The sequence below is a fragment of the Streptomyces adelaidensis genome (genome assembly GCF_016598475.1).
GTDB lineage: Bacteria > Actinomycetota > Actinomycetes > Streptomycetales > Streptomycetaceae > Streptomyces > Streptomyces adelaidensis.
Map to the genome: position 1 here is coordinate 17604 of NZ_JAEMUX010000083.1, position 17846 is coordinate 35449.

At 71.8% G+C, this 17846-nt stretch carries 11 protein-coding genes and 2 pseudogenes; 6 read left to right on the top strand and 7 right to left on the bottom strand.

Annotated elements, in window-relative coordinates; translation table 11 throughout:
• Positions 1 to 138: 138 nt before the first annotated feature.
• The 3 genes and pseudogenes from glgX to I8N67_RS43260 form a co-directional block, all read left to right on the top strand.
• A complete protein-coding gene (gene glgX, locus I8N67_RS33270) occupies positions 139 to 2277 on the top strand; it encodes a glycogen debranching protein GlgX (protein WP_200307985.1) in 2139 nt (712 codons plus the stop codon).
• 169 nt (positions 2278 to 2446) lie between these two features.
• Positions 2447 to 4786: a malto-oligosyltrehalose synthase gene (gene treY, locus I8N67_RS33275; protein WP_200307986.1), complete on the top strand. Its 2340-nt coding sequence runs from the start codon at positions 2447 to 2449 to the stop codon at positions 4784 to 4786.
• 116 nt (positions 4787 to 4902) lie between these two features.
• Positions 4903 to 5325: pseudogene (locus I8N67_RS43260) on the top strand (transposase); the annotation flags it as partial.
• Here I8N67_RS43260 and I8N67_RS43265 read toward each other — a convergent pair.
• Together I8N67_RS43265 and I8N67_RS33285 are read right to left on the bottom strand one after the other, a co-directional pair.
• Positions 5232 to 5546 (bottom strand): annotated as a pseudogene (locus tag I8N67_RS43265) (transposase); the annotation flags it as partial. The pseudogenes I8N67_RS43260 and I8N67_RS43265 sit on opposite strands and share 94 nt — an antisense overlap.
• 69 nt (positions 5547 to 5615) lie before the next feature.
• On the bottom strand, positions 5616 to 6188 hold the full coding sequence (locus I8N67_RS33285) for a peptidoglycan-binding domain-containing protein (protein ID WP_234046699.1): 573 nt from the start codon (positions 6186 to 6188) through the stop codon (positions 5616 to 5618).
• A 423-nt stretch (positions 6189 to 6611) separates the two neighbouring features.
• On the opposite strand from I8N67_RS33285, the gene I8N67_RS33290 reads away from it, so the two are divergent.
• Entirely contained in the window at positions 6612 to 7859 is a 1248-nt protein-coding gene (locus tag I8N67_RS33290; protein ID WP_200307987.1) for a M14 family zinc carboxypeptidase, read from the top strand.
• Positions 7860 to 7970: 111 nt separating this feature from the next.
• On the opposite strand, the gene I8N67_RS33295 is transcribed toward I8N67_RS33290, so the two are convergent.
• Both I8N67_RS33295 and I8N67_RS33300 read right to left on the bottom strand, forming a co-directional pair.
• Positions 7971 to 9350 (bottom strand): M14 family zinc carboxypeptidase, encoded by a 1380-nt coding sequence (locus I8N67_RS33295; RefSeq protein WP_307835448.1) that lies wholly within the window; start codon positions 9348 to 9350, stop codon positions 7971 to 7973.
• Positions 9351 to 9552: 202 nt separating this feature from the next.
• Entirely contained in the window at positions 9553 to 10104 is a 552-nt protein-coding gene (locus tag I8N67_RS33300) for an FHA domain-containing protein (protein ID WP_200307989.1), read from the bottom strand.
• 223 nt (positions 10105 to 10327) lie between these two features.
• Here I8N67_RS33300 and treZ point away from each other — a divergent pair, with 223 nt between their 5' ends.
• A complete protein-coding gene (gene treZ / locus I8N67_RS33305; RefSeq protein WP_200307997.1) occupies positions 10328 to 12073 on the top strand; it encodes a malto-oligosyltrehalose trehalohydrolase in 1746 nt (581 codons plus the stop codon).
• 119 nt (positions 12074 to 12192) lie between these two features.
• On the opposite strand, the gene I8N67_RS33310 is transcribed toward treZ, so the two are convergent.
• Positions 12193 to 13137, bottom strand: coding sequence for an aminoglycoside phosphotransferase family protein (locus I8N67_RS33310; RefSeq protein WP_200307990.1), 945 nt, complete (start codon positions 13135 to 13137; stop codon positions 12193 to 12195).
• A 63-nt stretch (positions 13138 to 13200) separates the two neighbouring features.
• A complete protein-coding gene (locus I8N67_RS33315; protein WP_200307991.1) occupies positions 13201 to 14367 on the bottom strand; it encodes an aminopeptidase P family protein in 1167 nt (388 codons plus the stop codon).
• 232 nt (positions 14368 to 14599) lie between these two features.
• Between I8N67_RS33315 and I8N67_RS33320 the strand changes: the two genes are divergently transcribed.
• Positions 14600 to 15355 carry a phosphodiesterase gene (locus I8N67_RS33320; RefSeq protein WP_200307992.1) on the top strand — a complete coding sequence of 252 codons (756 nt, stop codon included), beginning with the start codon at positions 14600 to 14602 and terminating at the stop codon, positions 15353 to 15355.
• A 163-nt stretch (positions 15356 to 15518) separates the two neighbouring features.
• Here I8N67_RS33320 and cyc2 read toward each other — a convergent pair whose 3' ends face one another.
• On the bottom strand, positions 15519 to 17729 hold the full coding sequence (cyc2, locus tag I8N67_RS33325; RefSeq protein WP_200307993.1) for a germacradienol/geosmin synthase Cyc2: 2211 nt from the start codon (positions 17727 to 17729) through the stop codon (positions 15519 to 15521).
• Between the last annotated feature and the right edge of the window lie 117 nt (positions 17730 to 17846).

Consider the following 17846-nt stretch of genomic DNA (forward strand, 5'->3'; position numbering starts at 1 on the left):
CCGCCGGGCGCGCGGCACGTCACAAAGTGGCTGCCGCCGGGCAGGAGGGACGTATGTCATAGGTGGTTCCATCAGTTTGGGGGAGACTCCCCTCGGAGTCGCCCCCAGCGGCGCGCGACAACTGGAAGAGTCGTATCCATGCAGGTCTGGCCTGGACAGGCGTATCCGCTCGGTGCCACGTACGACGGCGCCGGGACCAACTTCGCGGTCTTCTCGGAGGCCGCGGACCGAGTCGAGCTGTGTCTGCTGCACGACGACGGCTCCGAGGCTGCGGTGGAACTGCGCGAGTCGGACGCGTTCGTACGGCACGCGTATCTGCCGGGGGTGATGCCCGGACAGCGGTACGGCTTCCGGGTGCACGGCCCGTACGCGCCGGAGCGCGGGCTGCGCTGCAACTCCGCGAAGCTCCTCCTCGACCCGTACGCGCGCGCCATCAGCGGCTCCGTCACGTGGGGCGAGGAGGTGTACGGCTATCACTTCGGGGCGCCCGACAAGCGCAATGACCTCGACTCGGCCCCGCACATGATGACCTCGGTCGTGGTCAACCCGTACTTCGACTGGGGCGACGACCGGCGGCCCCGCACCGAGTACCACCACACGGTGATCTACGAGGCCCACGTCAAGGGCCTCACCATGCGGCACCCGGGGCTCCCCGAGGAGTTGCGCGGCACCTACGCGGCGCTCGCCCATCCGGCGATCATCGAACACCTGACCGAACTGGGCGTCACGGCGCTGGAGCTGATGCCCGTACACCAGTTCGTGAACGACCACCGGCTGGCCGACCTGGGCCTCAGTAACTACTGGGGCTACAACACGATCGGTTTCTTCGCCCCGCACAACGCGTACGCCTCCTGGGGCGACCGGGGGCAGCAGGTGCTGGAGTTCAAGTCGGCGGTCCGGGCGCTGCACGAGGCCGGGATCGAGGTCATCCTCGACGTGGTCTACAACCACACGGCCGAGGGCAACCATCTCGGTCCCACGCTCTCGTTCAAGGGCCTCGACAACCCGTCGTACTACCGGCTCACGAACGACCCGCGCTACTACATGGACACGACGGGGACGGGTAATTCCCTGCTCATGCGGTCGCCGCACGTCCTGCAACTGATCATGGACTCGCTGCGGTACTGGGTGACCGAGATGCACGTCGACGGCTTCCGCTTCGACCTCGCCGCCACGCTGGCCCGGCAGTTCCACGAGGTGGACCGGCTGTCGTCGTTCTTCGACCTCGTCCAGCAGGACCCGGTGGTCTCCCAGGTGAAGCTGATCGCCGAGCCCTGGGACGTCGGCGAGGGCGGCTACCAGGTGGGGAACTTCCCGCCGCTGTGGACCGAGTGGAACGGCATGTACCGCGACACCGTACGGGACCTGTGGCGGGGCGAGCCGCGGACGCTCGCGGAGTTCGCGTCGCGGCTGACCGGCTCGTCCGACCTGTACCAGGACGACGGGCGGCGCCCGCTGGCCTCCATCAACTTCGTGACCTGCCACGACGGCTTCACGATGCGCGACCTGGTCTCGTACAACGAGAAGCGCAACGACGCGAACGGGGAGGACAACCGGGACGGGGAGAGCCACAACCGGTCCTGGAACTGCGGGGCCGAGGGCGAGACCGACGACCCGGAGGTGGTGGAGCTGCGCGTCCGGCAGATGCGGAACCTCATCGCCACGCTGATGCTGTCGCAGGGTGTGCCGATGCTCAGCCATGGGGACGAGTTCGCGCGGACCCAGGGCGGCAACAACAACGCGTACTGCCAGGACAACGAGTTGTCCTGGGTGCCGTGGCCCTCCGGCGAGGACGGGGACGACGGCGGCGACGGCGAGGTCTTCGGGGATCTGCTGGAGTTCACGCGCGCGATGGTGTGGCTGCGGAAGGACCATCCGGTGTTCCGGCGGCGGCGGTTCTTCCACGGGCGGCCGGTGGAGGGGACGCACGACGAGCTGTCGGACATCGCCTGGTTCACGCCTCAGGGGCAGGAGATGGTGCGGCGGGACTGGGATTCGGCTCAGGCCGGGGCGCTGACGGTGTTTCTGAACGGGAACGCGATCTCCGAGCCGGGTTCACGCGGCGAGCGGATCGCCGATGACTCGTTCCTGCTGATGGTGAACGCGTCGGCGCTGCCGCTGGAGTTCGTGGTGCCGGTCAACCATGGTCAGCAGTGGCAGGTGGTGGTGGATACGGGGCGCAAGGACGCGGTTCCCGAGGACGGGCCGAAGGTGGCGGCCGGGGATCGGTTGACCTTGGTGGATCGGAGCCTGGCGGTGCTGCGGCGGCCGACGTGAGCTACTCGCCGTGGGTGCGTCGGTGCGTTGCCGGCTTCAGGTCGTCTGTGGCTGATCGCGCCCACGCGGCGGAGCCGCACATCGACACAGCCCCGCGCCCCTGAAAAGCAGCAGGCTTCCTTGCGTGTCCAAGCGCTCCAATCGTCGTCCGGCGGGTACGTAGGTCTGCATGACCTCTGTCGTGCCTACCGCCACTTATCGGCTTCAGCTTCAGCCCTCGTTTCCGTTCGCCGCCGCGGCGGCCGCCGTGCCGTACATCGCCTCGCTCGGGGTGTCGCACGTTCATCTGTCTCCCGTGCTGGAGGCCGTGCCGGGGTCGGGGCACGGGTATGACGTGGTCGATCACGGGCGGGTGCGGGGGGAGCTGGGCGGGGAGGACGGGCTGCGGGCGCTGGCCCGCACCGCTCGGGAACACGGGCTCGGGCTGGTCGTGGACATCGTGCCGAACCACATGGCGATGGTGCCGCGGCACAACCGTGCGCTGTGGGCGGTGTTGCGGGAGGGGCCGGAGTCGGCGTACGCGCGGTGGTTCGACATCGACTGGGAGGCGCGCGGCGGGCAGGTGCTGCTGCCGGTGCTCGGGGGGCCGCTGGGTGCGGAGATCGAGCAGTTCGTGGTGGACGGGCGGGAGCTGCGCTACTACGACCATGTGTTCCCGCTGCGGGAGGGCACCGAGAAGCTGCCGTTGCCCCAGTTGCTGGACGCGCAGTGGTACCGGCCCGTGTGGTGGCGGCTGGCCCGTACGGAGCTGAACTACCGGCGGTTCTTCAGCATCTCGGAGCTGATCGGGGTGCGGGTGGAGGAGCCGGAGGTCTTCGACGCGACGCACGCGAAGATCCTTCAGCTGCTGCACGAGGACGTGATCCAGGGGCTGCGCGTCGATCACCCCGACGGGCTCGCCGATCCCGACGGCTATCTGCGGCGGCTGCACGAGGCCACCGGCGGGCGGTGGACCGTCGTCGAGAAGATCCTGGCGGACGAGGAGGCCCTGCCGGCGGCCTGGCCGGTCGCCGGGACCACCGGCTATGACGCGCTGCGGCACATCGACGGACTGTTCACCGATCCGGCGGGCGCGGGTGAGCTGCTGGGGCAGTACCGGCGGTTCACCGCCGCGCAGGCCGACCGGGGCGGTGAGTGGGCGCCGACCGTGCGGCGCGCCGCGTACCGGGTGCTCACCCATGAACTGGCCACCGAGATCGACCGGCTCACCCGGGTGGCGCATCGGTTGTGCGAGCGCTCCCCCGAGCTCTCCCTGCGCGACCACGCGCCGTGGGCGCTGCGCACCGCGCTGTGCGAGCTGCTCGTCCGTATGGAGGTGTACCGGCCGTACCCCTCCCAGGACGCCTCCCTCGTCGTCACCGAGGAGGCCGCGGCCGAGGCGCGTACGGCGTTCGTGGTGCCCGAGGAGGCCCGGTCGGTGGATGCCGTACGGGATCTGGTGCTGGGGCGGCTCGGGGACGGGCCGGAGTACGGGGAGTTCCGGGCGCGGTTCGCGCAGACGTCGTCGGCGCTGCGGGCCAAGTCGGTGGAGGACACGGCGTTCTACCGGTACGGGCCGCTGCTGTCGGCGAACGAGGTGGGCGGGAATCCGGGGAGTCCGGCCGTGTCGCCGGACGACTTCCACGCCTACTGTGCGCGCGTGCAGCGGGACTGGCCGGCCACCGGGACCGTGCTGTCCACGCACGACACCAAACGCAGTGCGGATGTGCGGGCGGCGATCGCGGTGCTCGGGGAGTGCCCGCAGCGGTGGGCCGACGCGCTGGCGGAGGTCACGCGTGACGGTACGGGGGTGCCCGATCCGCAGGTGGCGTGGGCCGCCTGGCAGACGGCGTTCGGGCTCGGGGTCGCGGAGGACGGCGACGGGGAGCGGCTGCGGGACGCGCTGCTGAAGCATGTGCGGGAGGCGGGGCTGCACACCTCCTGGACCGAGCAGAACGCGGCGTACGAGCGGGCGGTGGCGGACTTCGTGGCGTGGGGGCCCGCCGTGGACACGGGTGTCGCCTCGCTGCGGAGCGCGTTGGAGCCCCATGTGCGGGCGAACGCTCTCGGTGCGGCTCTCGTGCAGTTGACCATGCCGGGGGTGCCGGATGTCTATCAGGGGACGGAGGGTGAGTACCGGGCGCTGGTGGATCCCGACAACCGGCGGCCCTTCTTGCCCCAGGAGGTTCCCTCCGAGAAGTCGCGGCTCACGTCTGCGGCGTTGCGGCTGCGTCGACGGCTGCCGGACGTGTTCGGGGACGCGGCGACGTATGCGCCACTGGTGGCGGGTGGGGTGGGGGCGGGGCACTGCGTGGGGTTCGTGCGGTCCGGGGCGGTGATCACGGCTGTCACCCGGTTGTCGTTGCGGTTGGCGGAGGGTGGGGGGTGGGGGGACACGTGGGTGGCGCTGCCGGAGGGGCGGTGGAGTGATGTCCTCCATGAGGGGCGGGAGTTCGCGGGGGATGTGGGGGTGGCGGAGCTTTTCGAGTCGCTGCCGGTGGCGCTGCTGGAGCGGGTCGTTACGACCTGAGGCCGACCGGGGCATTTTTTCGCCCCCGCCGCCCCTACCTGTCCCATCCCGTACCTGGGGGCTCAGAGTAAAGCGTCACATTCACGTCACACTTCCGGGAGGACTTCTACGCGTCTGTGACCCGGCGCGGTGACGCCCTGTTCGAGCTCACGGACGCGATGCTGTGCGAGAACGGGCCGGTGACCTCGCCGGTCGACCTGACGCTGCCGGCCGAACACCGGCGCGGGCACGGCGCGTTGTACGACGCGCTGAACCACGGCCGCATCGACGCCGCACGGTTGCGGCGGGCGCTGGCGGTGTCGCCGCAGCCCAAGGCCGCCGACAACCGGCTCGTCCTCGCGGTCGACGTCAGCCACTGGCTGCGCCCCGACGCCCCGTGCAGTGCGGATCGCCTGTTTGTCCCGCGTCCGACCGGCTTGGGCCCGATGGCCCCGCCGTCGTGCTGCCAGGCCGCACCGAAGACCATCTTCCCGCGCCACTTGAACAGCGTGTCGTCCACCGCCACGGTCAGCACCGCGCCCTCAGGCAGCAGGCGGCGCACGACCAGGTGGGACAGCGACAAACCCAGGATGTCCGGGTGCCACCGGGAGCGGGAGAAGAAGGCGTGCGCGCGGTCATGGGACCAGAGGCGGGTCAACCCCGCACCGGTGAGCATCCCGGTCACCGTGCACCGCCCGGTCTGCGCGATCAGCCCCACGACCAGCGCGGCGAAGGTGCGGAACGTCGGCGTGGTGAAGCCGCCCCGCACCAACTCCAACACAGCGAGCAGCGAAGCCGTCCCCAACCGGTGGGGCCCCGCCCGGAGGGGCGGGCCCCGGTCCTGCTGGTGTCAGCTGCAGGTTCGGCTCTTGTACGCGGCGAACCGGTAGTTGCCGTTGTCGTTCGTCGAGCCCTCCCAGAACACGTAGCGTCCATTCTCGGCCCGGACGAGGTAGAAGCTGCGCGCGGCGCCCGAGTAGCTCAGGATCTTGCCCCCGAAAGCGTATTCGTAGGCGTAGTCGTAGAAGCTCAACTTGCTGTCGGCGTAGCCCCAGGTCCCGTTGCCGACCTTTCCGTCCACGTACCGCAGCGGCCAGCGGTCCTGCAGGTTCCGCGTCGCGTAGTCGGTGTTCGGCCCGAAGTCGCCGTCGATGTCCGAGGCGTCGAATGCGGTGCCGTTCTGCTCCTTGGCGCCTTCCGCCCAAAGGATCTGCTGCCACAGGCAGGTGGCGTTGGACTTGGCGTAGCTCGACTGGGAGAGTGTGCCCTCATCTCCCCAGTCGTTCGTGAAGTCGCCGCCTCCCGATATGTACCCGTCGGAGGTGCTGGCGGACGCCGGCGAGGCGCTCACCGCGAGCGTGACCGCCATCAGGGAACCGATCACCGCGGTGGCGACACGGATGGTTGTTGTACGAAGGCTCATGGGTTTCCTCCCGTTGAGACTGGGCTGTTCGCCGTGCGTGCGAACAACGGGAGCTGGATGGAGCTTCGCCACCCCGCCGGAACACAACACACCCGTGACTCAGGGCGTCTGCTCGGACGAGTGGATCGAAATGCATGCTGCTGCGATGCCCCCGTTGCTTCGGAATCACTCTGGGATACATGTGCGGCTGCGTGAACCTACAACTTTCCAGGGTGGAGGAGAGGCCGGTCGACTGACCGCGCGTTCATGACCTGGCGAGGAGCGGGGTCCAGGGCGGAGCGTCGGGGAGGCGGGGGCGAGGGAAGTCATCTCGGCGCACGTGGCGCCAACTCCCCTACCCGAAAGCCCTGAATGCCACTGGGCGCCCCTGGGAGCCGCCCCAGGCGCGGGCCGACACTTCATGGAGTCGTGGAGTGGACGGGGGTGGGTCTCCTGTTGGAGCTCGGTTATCCCACGGTCGCGGAACTGGAGTCCTCGGCAAGGTTGCTGACGGTCCGCCGGCCGGGGCTGTGCGCGCTGCGGCGGATCGGGGCGTCGCGGGCGGGCCGGCCGCTGCGCCTGCTGTCGGTGGGCCATGCGAGACGTGCCGTCCTGGTGGTCGCGGGCGCGCACGCGAACGAGCCGACGGGCGGTGCGACGGTGCTGGCGCTGGCCGAACGGGTCGTGAAGGAGCGGGAGTTGCGGACGGGTGTGTCCTGGCACTTCGTGCTGTGCGCGGACCCGGACGGGGCGAGCCTGCACACGACGCCGGCGCCGCGCACGCTGCTCGACTACCACCTGGGGTTCTTCCGGCCGGCCGGCCCGGAGCAGCCGGAGTGGTCGCCGTCGGTGCTGCCGCCGGACCGGCTGCCGCCCGAGACGCACGCCCTGCTGCGCGTGCTGGACGAGCTGCGGCCGTACCTCCAGGTGACGCTGCACGGCACCGATCTCGGTGGCAGCTGGGTGCAGTTGACGAAGGACGTACCGGGGCTCGCCGAACCGTTCGCGAAGTCCGCGGCGGAGCTGGGCATACCGGTGGAGACGGGTGCCTCCGACGCCGCCGGCTGGCCCGCGGCCGGCCCCGGTGTGTTCGTGATGCCGCGCCCGGGCGGCCATGCGGCATATCCGAGCATGCCGGACGACGCACGGCACAGCACCTGGTACCACGCCCACCGGTACGGGGGTCTGACGGCGGTCGTCGAGGTGCCGATGTGGGCGAGCGACCTGGTGGACGACACCGCCCCGCATCCGGCCCCGGCGGCGGCGCTGCGGCACCTGGCCCGGCGGCTGCTGCTGGAGGCGGGCCAGGTGGAGCGGGTTCTCGCGGTGGCGCTGCCCCGGTTGCCGGGCCCGGAGGGGCCGTTGTTGCGTGCCGCCCGGTGGGCGTTGGCCCTGGTGCCGGGGCTGGCCCGGGACTGGACGGACGGGCCGCCGACGGACACCTCGATGGCGTACGTGGGGAGCGTGGACGCCTTCGGGCGGCGGCTGCCGCTGCGGGCCGCGGCGATGCTGCTGCGGGTTCTGCGGGAGGCGGACGACCCTGCGGCGGCGTACCTCGAAGGGCTCGTCGCCGCCTGGTGTGCCTCGTTCGCGGACCGCTTCCGGGCCCGGTGGGTGCCGTTGGCGGACCAGGTCGAGCACCAGGCCCGTACGGTGCTGGCGGCGGCGGTGCACGCGCGTCACGACGCGTGACCCCGTCGGCGGTCAGTTCGACAGTGCGAAGACCGCTCCCGTGCGGGCGGCCGGGACGCACGGATCGGAGAACGTCTGCTCGTATGGCTCATACCACTTGGGTGGTGTTCGTCATTCCCGGTGCATCGGTACGGCGGGCTCGGAACTCCGTTCCGGCTCGCCCGAATGGGAGTCGGGGTGACAGTCGGGGTGGGCGGCCGGGCAGGGGTCCGCCGGGGCGGGACCCGAGGGGCGCGGGCGCAGGGCCGCCAGTTCGAACGCGGCGAGGACCACGCGGGTCTGGTACTCCGCCTGGCGGGCGACGGGGATCCAGCGCGCCCCGTACCCGTCGTGGTAGTCGGCGCACCACTCGTCGATGAGGCGGTCCAGCTCGGGCAGCGCGTCGGCGGGGTCGCGTCCCGCGCGGGTCACCAGCTGGTGCAGCAGCCCGGCGGTGCGCAGGGCGACCCGGCGGCCGGAGAGGGCGAGGGCGGTGAGCCCGGCGGTGTCGAGCGGGGGCAGCGGCCGGGCGGCGCCGTCGTGGACGTCGGGGTCCCAGGAGTCGGCGAGGCCCGGCCCGACCAGTAGATAGTCGTCGACCGGGGCGAGGAGCCGGGCGGCGTCCGGGCCGTCGCTCACCGAGGGGCGGACGCGGGCGAGGATGCTCTCCAGCAGCCGGGTGTCGCGGCGCAGGGCGCGGCTGACGGTGCGCAGTACGGCGTCGGCGTCGGGCGACGGCGAAGCGTCCTCGACGGCGGCCACGCCCCACATGGGTGCCTCGACGACGGCGGTGACCGTGCCGTGGCGATGCGGGTGGTACCAGGTGGACTCGACGGCGGCCTCGGTGATGGCGGCGGCCAGGTCGCCCCGGCGCGGGGGCGGGATGCGGTAGACGGCGGGGCCGAGGCGGGGCCAGTACAGGGTGTCGTACGGGCTCAGCTCGCGCGGGATGCCGAGGTGGGCGGCGGTGCGGGCGACGCGCTGGACGATGCCCGGGAGTTCGCGGGTCAGCTCGACGAAGCCGCCGCCGATGTCGACGCCGTGCAGGGAGCACTGGAGGAAGGGCCGCAGTTCGTCCTGGAGGTCGAGCAGGGCGCGGGTCTCCGGCAGGACGGCCCCGGCGGCGCCGTCGGGCAGCCACTCGGGCTGTTCCAGGAAGCCGGGGCGGAAGAAGTTCCGGAAGTAGTGCCCGAGGGTGTACGGGCCGGACAGCCAGCCCTCGTTGCGGCGGGAACCGTCGGGGTCGAGGCTCAGCAGCAGGTTCCAGGTGGTGTCGGCGGCGTCGCTCGACCGGGGGTCGGCCAGCGCCCGTTCGGCGAGCCGCAGGATCGTGGCGCCGCCCACGGGTTCGTTGGCGTGCGGTCCGGCGACGACGAGGGCGTGGCGGCTGCCCCGGCCGACGGACAGCAGCCACATCGGGGTGCCCGCCCGTGAGGTGCCCACGCGGCGCAGTCGGGCGCGGTGCGGATGTCGGGCGACGAGGTTCGCGGCGCGGGCGGACAACTCGTCCACGGTCGGGTAGCGGAGGAGTGGCGGCAGGGCACACCTCCACGAATAAGGCGCCGTCGGTTCACCTGGTGTGCATGGTGTAAGCACAGTCAGTCATGGCCGAGAACGTACGTCAACACCCTTGCGTGCAAGGGAGATTGAGTAACTCGCTGCGTAAATCCCAGGCCAGAGCTTTGCGGCGGGGTCGACGCGGACCTCTCGCGGCTCACTCCGAGGAGAGCCGGAAATTCATACGGCCGAAACTCACCTGATCGCCGTCCCGGACGAGGGCGGCGCCCACCACACGACGGCCGTTGACGGTGGTGCCGTTGGTGGAGCCGAGGTCGCGAAGGATCCACATGCCGCCCTGCCGGCTCAGCTCGGCGTGCACCCGGGAGACCGTCTCGTGGCTGAGCCGGAGTCCGCTCGCGGGGTCGCGGCCGATGCGCAGGCTGTGGCCGCTGGCCGGGTGCGGCAGCTGGAGCTTGGGGAGCCGCTCGGCCTGCCAGGCCCGGCGCAGCTTCACCCCGAAGCCGGAGACCGAGCCGACGGCGGCGAACACCAGCCGGGACCAGCGCTTCTCGACGGGCAGATCGGCGGTGAGGGCGGCGAGTTCGTCGGAGCGGCGGGCGGTGAGTGCCAGCTCCATCCGCCGGATGAACGTGTCGTGCGACAGCCGGCCCAGCGCGACGCCGTCACGGAGCGCCCTCAGCGCGCGGTCGCGCTCCGCGTCCGACAGCCGCGCGGGGTACGTGTGGAACTCGAAGGACGACGTCACGCAGGTGATTGTCGGTCAGCTGGGCCGGGGTGTCCAGACAACCTGTGAACGGTGACGATCCTCGGACATAGCAGCCCGACATGCGGCCCGCGCGGCAAAAGGACCGATCCGGGAGCGCGGCGATCTCGTTTGCCGCACGATGGACGGGCTACCCCTGACTACGCCCCATGACTACTCCATGACTACCCAGGACCACGACCGGCAGCCGAGGGAGAACCGTTCCGTGCAGTTCGAGGTGTGGGCACCGCAGGCCGACCGTTCGACGCTCCACCGCGCGGGCGCCACGCATGCGATGGAACGTGATCCGGAGCGGCCGGGCTGGTGGACCGTCGAGGCGGACGCTGCGGACGGCACCCGCTACGGGTTCGCGGTCGACGACGGGCCGGTGCGGCCCGATCCCCGCTCGCGCCGCCAGCCGGACGGCCCCGACGGACTGAGCGCGGTCGTCGACCACGGGCGGTACGCGTGGCGCGCGACCTGGGCCGGACGCGGGCTGCCGGGCGCGGTGCTCTACGAGCTGCACGTGGGCACGTACACCCCCGAGGGCACCCTGGAGGCGGCCGCCGGGCGCCTCGGCCATCTCGCCGAACTGGGTGTCACCCACGTCGAGTTGATGCCGCTGTGCCCGTTCCCCGGGACGCACGGCTGGGGGTACGAGGGCGTCTCGCTCTGGGCCGTGCACGAGCCGTACGGCGGTCCCGAGGCGCTGAAGCGGTTCGTGGACACGGCGCACGGGCTGGGCCTCGGGGTGGTGCTCGACGTCGTGCACAACCATCTGGGCCCCTCCGGCAACTATCTGCCCGTCTTCGGCCCGTACTTCACCGAGCGGCACCACACGCCGTGGGGCGCGGCCGTCAACCTCGACGCGCCCGGCTCGGACGAGGTGCGGGCGTACTTCCTCGGCAGCGCGCTGGCCTGGCTGCGCGACTACCGCCTCGACGGGCTGCGCCTCGACGCGGTGCACGCGCTGAGGGACACGCGCGCCCTCCACTTCCTGGAGGAGCTGTCGACCGCCGTGGACGCGCTCGCCGTCGAGGTGGACCGCCCACTGTTCCTGATCGCCGAGTCGGATCTGAACGACCCCCGCCTGGTCACCCCGCGCGACCGGGGCGGCCTCGGTCTGCACGCCCAGTGGAACGACGACTTCCACCACTCCCTGCACACGACCCTGACGGGCGAATCCCTGGGCTACTACGAGGACTTCGCCCGAGCCGGTCTGTCCGGTCTCGCCAAGACCCTGACGGGCGGCTACTTCCACGACGGCACGTACTCGTCGTTCCGGGACCGCCACCACGGCCGTCCCTTCGACCGTACGGGTGTCTCCGCGCACCGTCTGCTCGGCTACGCCCAGACCCACGACCAGGTCGGCAATCGCGCGCAGGGCGACCGTCTCACCGCCTCCCTCTCCCCCGGCCTGCTGGCCTGCGCGGCCGCGCTGGTGCTCACGGGCCCGTTCACGCCGATGCTCTTCATGGGCGAGGAGTGGGCCGCCGCCACGCCCTGGCAGTTCTTCACCGACCACACCGATCCGGAACTCGCGGAGGCCGTACGGCGGGGCAGGCGCCGGGAGTTCGCCGCGCACGGCTGGGCCGAGGAGGACGTCCCCGACCCGCAGGACCCGGCGACCCGTGACCGTTCCTGCCTCGACTGGTCCGAGCCCGCCCGCGAACCCCACGCCCGCGTCCTCGCCTGGTACCGCGAACTCATCACCCTCCGCCGCACCTTGCCCGACCTCTCCGACCCCGACCTCTCCGACGTCAAGGTCGCCTTCGACGAGACCGACCGCTGGTTCGGCTTCCGGCGTGGGGATGTCCGGGTCGCGATCAACCTCGGCGGGGAACCGGCCGCGATCCCGCTGGGCACACCACGCGCCCGGGTCCTGGCGGCCTGGGACCCGGTGGAGGGGCCGGGGCCGGACGGCGTGCTGAGCCTGGCGGGCGAGTCGTGCGTGGTACTGACGGTGGCGTGAGAGGGGCCGCTTCTTGAGGGGGCGGAGCCCCCTCAAAGGGGCGCGGGGTACTGCGCGACCAGCCACATCCGACCCGCAGTCACCCTCCGAGACGCACCCCCGACCCAATAGGCGCCCCCTCAGTCCTCCCCTCGCAGCTCAGTCACCCTCTCCAACAAAATCGCCTCCCAAGTCCGCCGCAGACGATCCCGCAGAACCGCCAGCGGCACCGGCACCGGCGCCCCGGCCGGCCCCCGCCCCTGGAGCCCCTCCGCGAGAGCGATGACCGTGTCGCAGCGGGCCAGCCACAGCCCGCGCAGACAGGGCCGGGCCCCGTACCCCGCGAGGGTCGCCGCGCGGACCGCCGCGGGCGAACCGACCGCCGTGGCGAGCCCCGCGATGTCCTCCGCCGGATCACCGACGACCGCGTCCGTCCAGGCGAGAACCCCACGGACCCGCCCGTCCGCACTGACGACGAGGTGCTCGCCGGTGAGGCCGTGGTGGACGAGAACGACGGCCGGCGCCGTCAGCTGCGCGGCGCTCGCGGGCGTGAGCTGCGCGAGCCGCCCGGGATCGAACTCGTCGGCCTCGGCGAGACGCCGCGCCGCGCGCCCGGCCGCCGCCCGCAGCGCCTCCAGGGAGCGCGGGGCGAGCCGGGGCACCCCGAGGGTCTCCGCCTGGCGCAGGGGTACCTCGCGCAGCCCGGCGAGGAGGGCCGCGAGGTCGGCCTCGCCCACGGCCGACACGTCGTGGTCCTCCGCCGTGCCGCCGGGCAGCCGTGTGTCGAGGGTGTAGGTGAGGCGGCCGGACCACTCGCCCTGCGCGACGCTCACCGGGACGGCGACGCCGATGTGCGGGCGGACCAGGTCCCGCAGCCGCAGTTCGCGCAGCTGCCGGCCGACGGCGTGCCGGTCCGGGGCGAGGCGCAGCACATGGCGGGTGCCGACCCACCAGGTGCGGTGCGTGTCGTCTCCGGCGACGGGCCGCACGTCGGGGCCGTCGCCGCGCCGGCCCTCCCCGTTCTTCAGCAGGGAACGGACCAGTCGGCGGACGGTGTCCGCGGTGGGTGTCGGTGCCTGGGTCATGGTCGCGCCGTCGTCCGGGGGTTCGGGTCGGGGTTGGGAGACTCCTCGTGTTCGGTCGGCCTGTCAGTCCACTATGGCCATCTGGCGGGGGGTGCCGTTGAGGCGTCGGCCGCCGTCCTCGGTCACCGTCACGATGTCCTCGATCCGTACCCCGAAACGGCCCGGCAGATAGACGCCGGGTTCGACGGAGAAGCACATGCCGGGCACGAGGGGCCGCTCCTCGCCCTCGATCATGTACGGCGGTTCGTGGGTGGTGACGCCGATGCCGTGTCCGGTGCGGTGGATGAAGCGGTCGCCGTACCCGGCCTCGGTGATGACCGCGCGGGCGGCCCGGTCGACGTCCTGGCAGGCGGCGCCCGGCCGTACCGCGCGGAACCCCGCCTCCTGGGCGGCGCGCACGATGTCGTGCACCTCGCGCTCCTCGGCGCCCGGTGGGCCGACGTGGACCGTGCGGGAGGTGTCGGAGCCGTAGCCGTCCTTGAGGCCGCCGAAGTCGAGGACGACCATGTCGCCGCGCCGGATGACGCGGTCGCCGGCCTCGTGGTGCGGGTTGGCGCCGTTCGGGCCGGAGGCGACGATGGTGAAGTCGACCTGGGAGTGCCCGAACCGCCGCAGCAGTACGGCGAGTTCGGCGGCGACCTCGGTCTCGCGGCGCCCCGCGAAGGGGACCTGGCGGATCTCCTCGTAGGCCCGGTCGGCGGCCGCGCCGGCCGCTGCCAGCCGGGCCAGTTCCGCCGCGTCCTTCACCGCCCGCAGCATCGGCAGGGTCTCGGTGCACGCCACGTACGTCGTGTCCGGCAGGCGCCGTTGCAGGCCGAGCAGGTGCAGCGCCCAGGTGTTGTCGCTGACGCCGAAGCGCCCGTGCGGGCCTAGGACGGAGACGGCCGCCTCGTACGGGTCCTTGCCGTCGGTCCAGTCCCGCAGGGTGAGCGCGGGCCCGCCGGGGGCCGCCGCGGCGTCCGGGGCCTCCAGGGTGGGCACGACCAGCACCGGGTCCGCGCCGTCCCGCAGCACCAGCATGGTGAGCCGCTCCGTCTCCGGCGGCCGGTGGCCGGTCAGCCACACCAGGTCCGGGCCCGGCGCGACGAGCAGTCCGTCGAGCCCGGCAGCCGCGGCTGCGCGCGCCGCGCGCCGCATCCGCGCCCGGTAGTCGTCGGTGGTGAAGGGCGAAGGCGGATCGTCGGCGGTGAAGGGCGCGAGCGCCGCTCCGTCGCTGGGCGTGCCGGTCATCCATGCCTCCGTGTCCTCGGAGTCCCAGGGCTACGGGGAGCATCCTGCCCCTCCACCGCGGCGCACGCGAGCCGATTGCGCCGTGGCGTCAACTGTCGGCGTCGACGGCCGACGACGACCGTCGGTGTCAGCTCCAGCGAGCCGACTAATGGTTGAGGGTTGCCCGTCCGTTAGATCTAATGCTTGGATTCACTTGTTCCATTAAGCACCGCCCTGAGGGAGGCGTACGACGATGCTCGTACTCGCGCACATCAGTGATCTGCATCTGGACGGGAGCGACCGGGCCACCCGGCGTGCCGAGCGGGTGCGGGATCTGCTGTGGGGGCTGCCAGGGAGGGTGGACGCGCTGCTGGTGACCGGGGACATCGCGGACCACGGGACGGAGGCCGAGTACGAGGAGGCCGCGCGCCTCCTCGGGCTGCGGGAGGGCGGGGCGCCCTTCCCGGTGCTCACCTGCCCGGGCAACCACGACAGCCGGGCGGCCTACCGCAAGGCGCTCCTCGAAGAGCCCGCCGCCGACGGGCCGGTCAACAGCGTGCACGTCTTCGCCGACGCGGCCGTCCTGATGTGCGACTCCAGCATTCCGGGGCAGGACGAGGGCGCACTGGACGCGCAGACGTACACCTGGATCGAGGAGACCCTCGACGACCTCGACGGCGACCGGCCCGCGCTGCTCGCCTTCCACCATCCGCCGGTGGCGCTGCACCACCCGCTGCCGGACAGGTACCGGCTGGGCCGGCCCGACACCCTCGCCCGGCTGCTGGGCCGGCGGCCGGAGATCGCCGGACTCATCACCGGGCACGCCCACACCCCCGCCGCGACCACCTTCGCCGGACTGCCGCTCGTCGTCGGCCCCGGGGTCACCTGGACGCTGCGGCTGCCCTGGGAGGGCGACCAGGTCGCGGACCGCGAGGCGCCGCCCGGGCTCGCGTTCCATGTCCTGGACGACGAGGGACGGCTGACCAGCCACTTCCGGGTGGCTGTGTAGGGGGCTCGACGAGACGTCGGCCCCTGGTCTATGGCCCCTGGCTTCTCTCTTCCAGCCGGAACTGGCCGGGGACGGCAGCCGCCCGCACCCGATCGTGCGTGCGCCGGCCCGGGCCGCGGTCGAGCACGCGACCCGGGCGACGCCTCGGCCGGTGTGATCCGGGTCAGACCGCGTTCCTGAGCGCGAAGGACAGGGCCGGTGGCCGCAGGTCCGGGACGAAGCCGTGGGCCCGGCTCGCCAGGAACTCGGGCTTGTAGCGGTCGACCTGCCGGTGCCAGTTGAGGATGCCGGACAGCCAGTTCTGGAGGTCGGTCACATAGCCGCCCATGATCGCGCGGGCCTCCTCCGACAGCTCGAAGTCGTCGTAGACGATGGGGAGTTCATGGGCGACGACGTGCTCGAACTGGCGCATCCGCTGGGTCATGAGGTCGTGGATCACGTTGAGGGCGGTCGGGTAGTCGCAGCCGAAGAAGTTCTGCACGACGAGGATCGCGTTGTGGACCTCGCCCTCGTACTCGATCTCCTTCTGGTAGGAGAAGACGTCGTTGATGAGGCACGCGTAGTCGATGGCCGCGTTCTCCAGTGAGCGGACGGGGCCGCTGCGGTAGACCTCGTCCGGGATCTGCGGGCCGTGGCCCATCCGGCACATGCTGAGGGTGAGGTCGGAGCCGAAGGTGGCGCGCCGCATCTCCAGGTAGTCGACCGGGTCGGGGACGCGGTTCTGGATCTGGTTGAACACCTCCCACACCCAGCTCTCGGTCATCATGTCGACCGACTCCTTCAGGGTGCGCCGTTGGTCGGGCGTCATCGCCGCCGTCGTACGCGCCCAGAGGTCGATGAGCCCCCGTTCCATGCCGTTGGCCGGGAGGGGCACCGCCTCCCCGTCGACGGGCATGCAGTCGGAGAGCCGGGCGGTGGTGAGTCGCGCGGCGGCGAGGTCGCGGCGGTGGCCGAAGACGAGCGGGTAGTAGTCGTCGCCGTAAGTACCCCACGCCAACCAGCGGGAGCTCAGGTCGAGTTGCTCGGGCGTCGCGTCCGGGTCGAGGCCGGCCGAGCAGAGCGGAAGGTCGGCGGCGGCGAGCCGCTCCTCGTCCCAGACGCCCTCGCTGAGCATGCCCATCGCGTGCGTCCAGGGGATGAGGCGGTCGCGGGCGCCGTCCAGGTGCGGGGACAGCTCCACCTTGAACGGCATGTAGAAGTCGGGGAGTCGGGACGGCCCCACCTTCTCGTACGGCACGTGCGTGTGGGCGCGCAGCCGTTCCGCGGCGGCGGTCGCGAGCAGTGCCCCCAGGTCGCCGGCGGACGTGCCGAACCCGGCCCGGGCGGCCAGCGCGGGGCCGGACAGGATCGCGCCGCCGAAGTCCATCGGGCCGCGCGAGGAGGTGGCCCCCTCGTTCATGTAGCGGCTCGACCGCATGTGCCACTCGTGGCCGCCGGACTGCCAGTCCTGCAGCCCCTTCGTGTACGCCGCCACGGCGGCGACCTCGGCCGGGTTCAGGCCCTTCTCCAGGGCCAGGGCGGGCACTTCGGTGAGCGCGGTGTTCTCGAACTGGTGCAGCCGGGAGGTGAGGATGTCGTTGACGGTCTCGGCGGCCTGCTGGGTGCCGCAGTCGAAGAAGGTCTCCAGGACGAGTACGCCGTTGCTGTTCTCGCCCTCGTCCTCGACCTCCCGCTGGTACGAGAACAGGTCGTTGCGCAGATGCACGGCGTCGGAGAACGTCTCCATCAGGACCCTGAGGGGCCTCGACTCCGCGACGGCCGCGGGTACTTCGGCGGTCGCGTACTCCACCAGGCCGGCGGACCAGGGGGCGCCGCCGACCTTCCGGCGCATCTCGATGTACTCGACCGGGTTGGCGATCCGGCCCTCGTTGATGTTGGACAGCTCCCAGAGCGACTCGTTGAGCAGATGCTCGGTGGCCACGGCGAATCGGCGGCGCCAGTCCATCGACATCGCCGGGACCGTGCGCGCCCAGAGATCGGCGAGGCCCGCCTCCACCGGGTTCAGCGGTTCCGGTACGGGGATGGCGAGGTCAAGTGGCATGAAGAGCGGGAGTCGGTCGAGGTGGGCCTTGCCGCCGGGGCGGTCCTGGGAGCGCTTGAAGAGCTCAAGGAAGTGGTCGTCGAAGAAGAACACCCACACGTACCAGTCGGTGATGAGCGAGAGCGCGGGGCCGTCGCAGTCGGGGTGCGTGTACGCGCACAGCAGGCCGTAGTCGTGTGCCTGGAGGTCCTGCTGGTCCCATACGCCGGAGCCCTCCAGCATGCCCATCTGCCGGGCCCATTCGGTGGAGTGGGTCCTGGCCTCTTCCAGGTGGGGGTTCAGCCGGGCGGGGTACGGCATGTAGAAGTGCGGGAGTTCGAACGGCTGCGTCATGGGCGGGCCCTACCCGTCGACTCCGGCGGGCATCCGGGAGGGGGCACATGATCACACCATCGCGTGAATCCGGGCGGGTTTCTGGGTGGTTCCCGGGTGGTTCCCGGGTGGTTCCCG

Excerpts from the sequence above, each read along its gene's own strand:
- treY (WP_200307986.1), top strand. The coding sequence starts at position 2,447 with ATGACCTCTGTCGTGCCTACCGCCACTTATCGGCTTCAGCTTCAGCCC.
- cyc2 (WP_200307993.1), bottom strand. The coding sequence starts at position 17,729 with ATGACGCAGCCGTTCGAACTCCCGCACTTCTACATGCCGTACCCCGCC.
- I8N67_RS33320 (WP_200307992.1), top strand. The coding sequence starts at position 14,600 with ATGCTCGTACTCGCGCACATCAGTGATCTGCATCTGGACGGGAGCGAC.
- I8N67_RS33310 (WP_200307990.1), bottom strand. The coding sequence starts at position 13,137 with ATGACCCAGGCACCGACACCCACCGCGGACACCGTCCGCCGACTGGTC.
- I8N67_RS33315 (WP_200307991.1), bottom strand. The coding sequence starts at position 14,367 with ATGACCGGCACGCCCAGCGACGGAGCGGCGCTCGCGCCCTTCACCGCC.
- I8N67_RS33285 (WP_234046699.1), bottom strand. The coding sequence starts at position 6,188 with ATGAGCCTTCGTACAACAACCATCCGTGTCGCCACCGCGGTGATCGGT.
- glgX (WP_200307985.1), top strand. The coding sequence starts at position 139 with ATGCAGGTCTGGCCTGGACAGGCGTATCCGCTCGGTGCCACGTACGAC.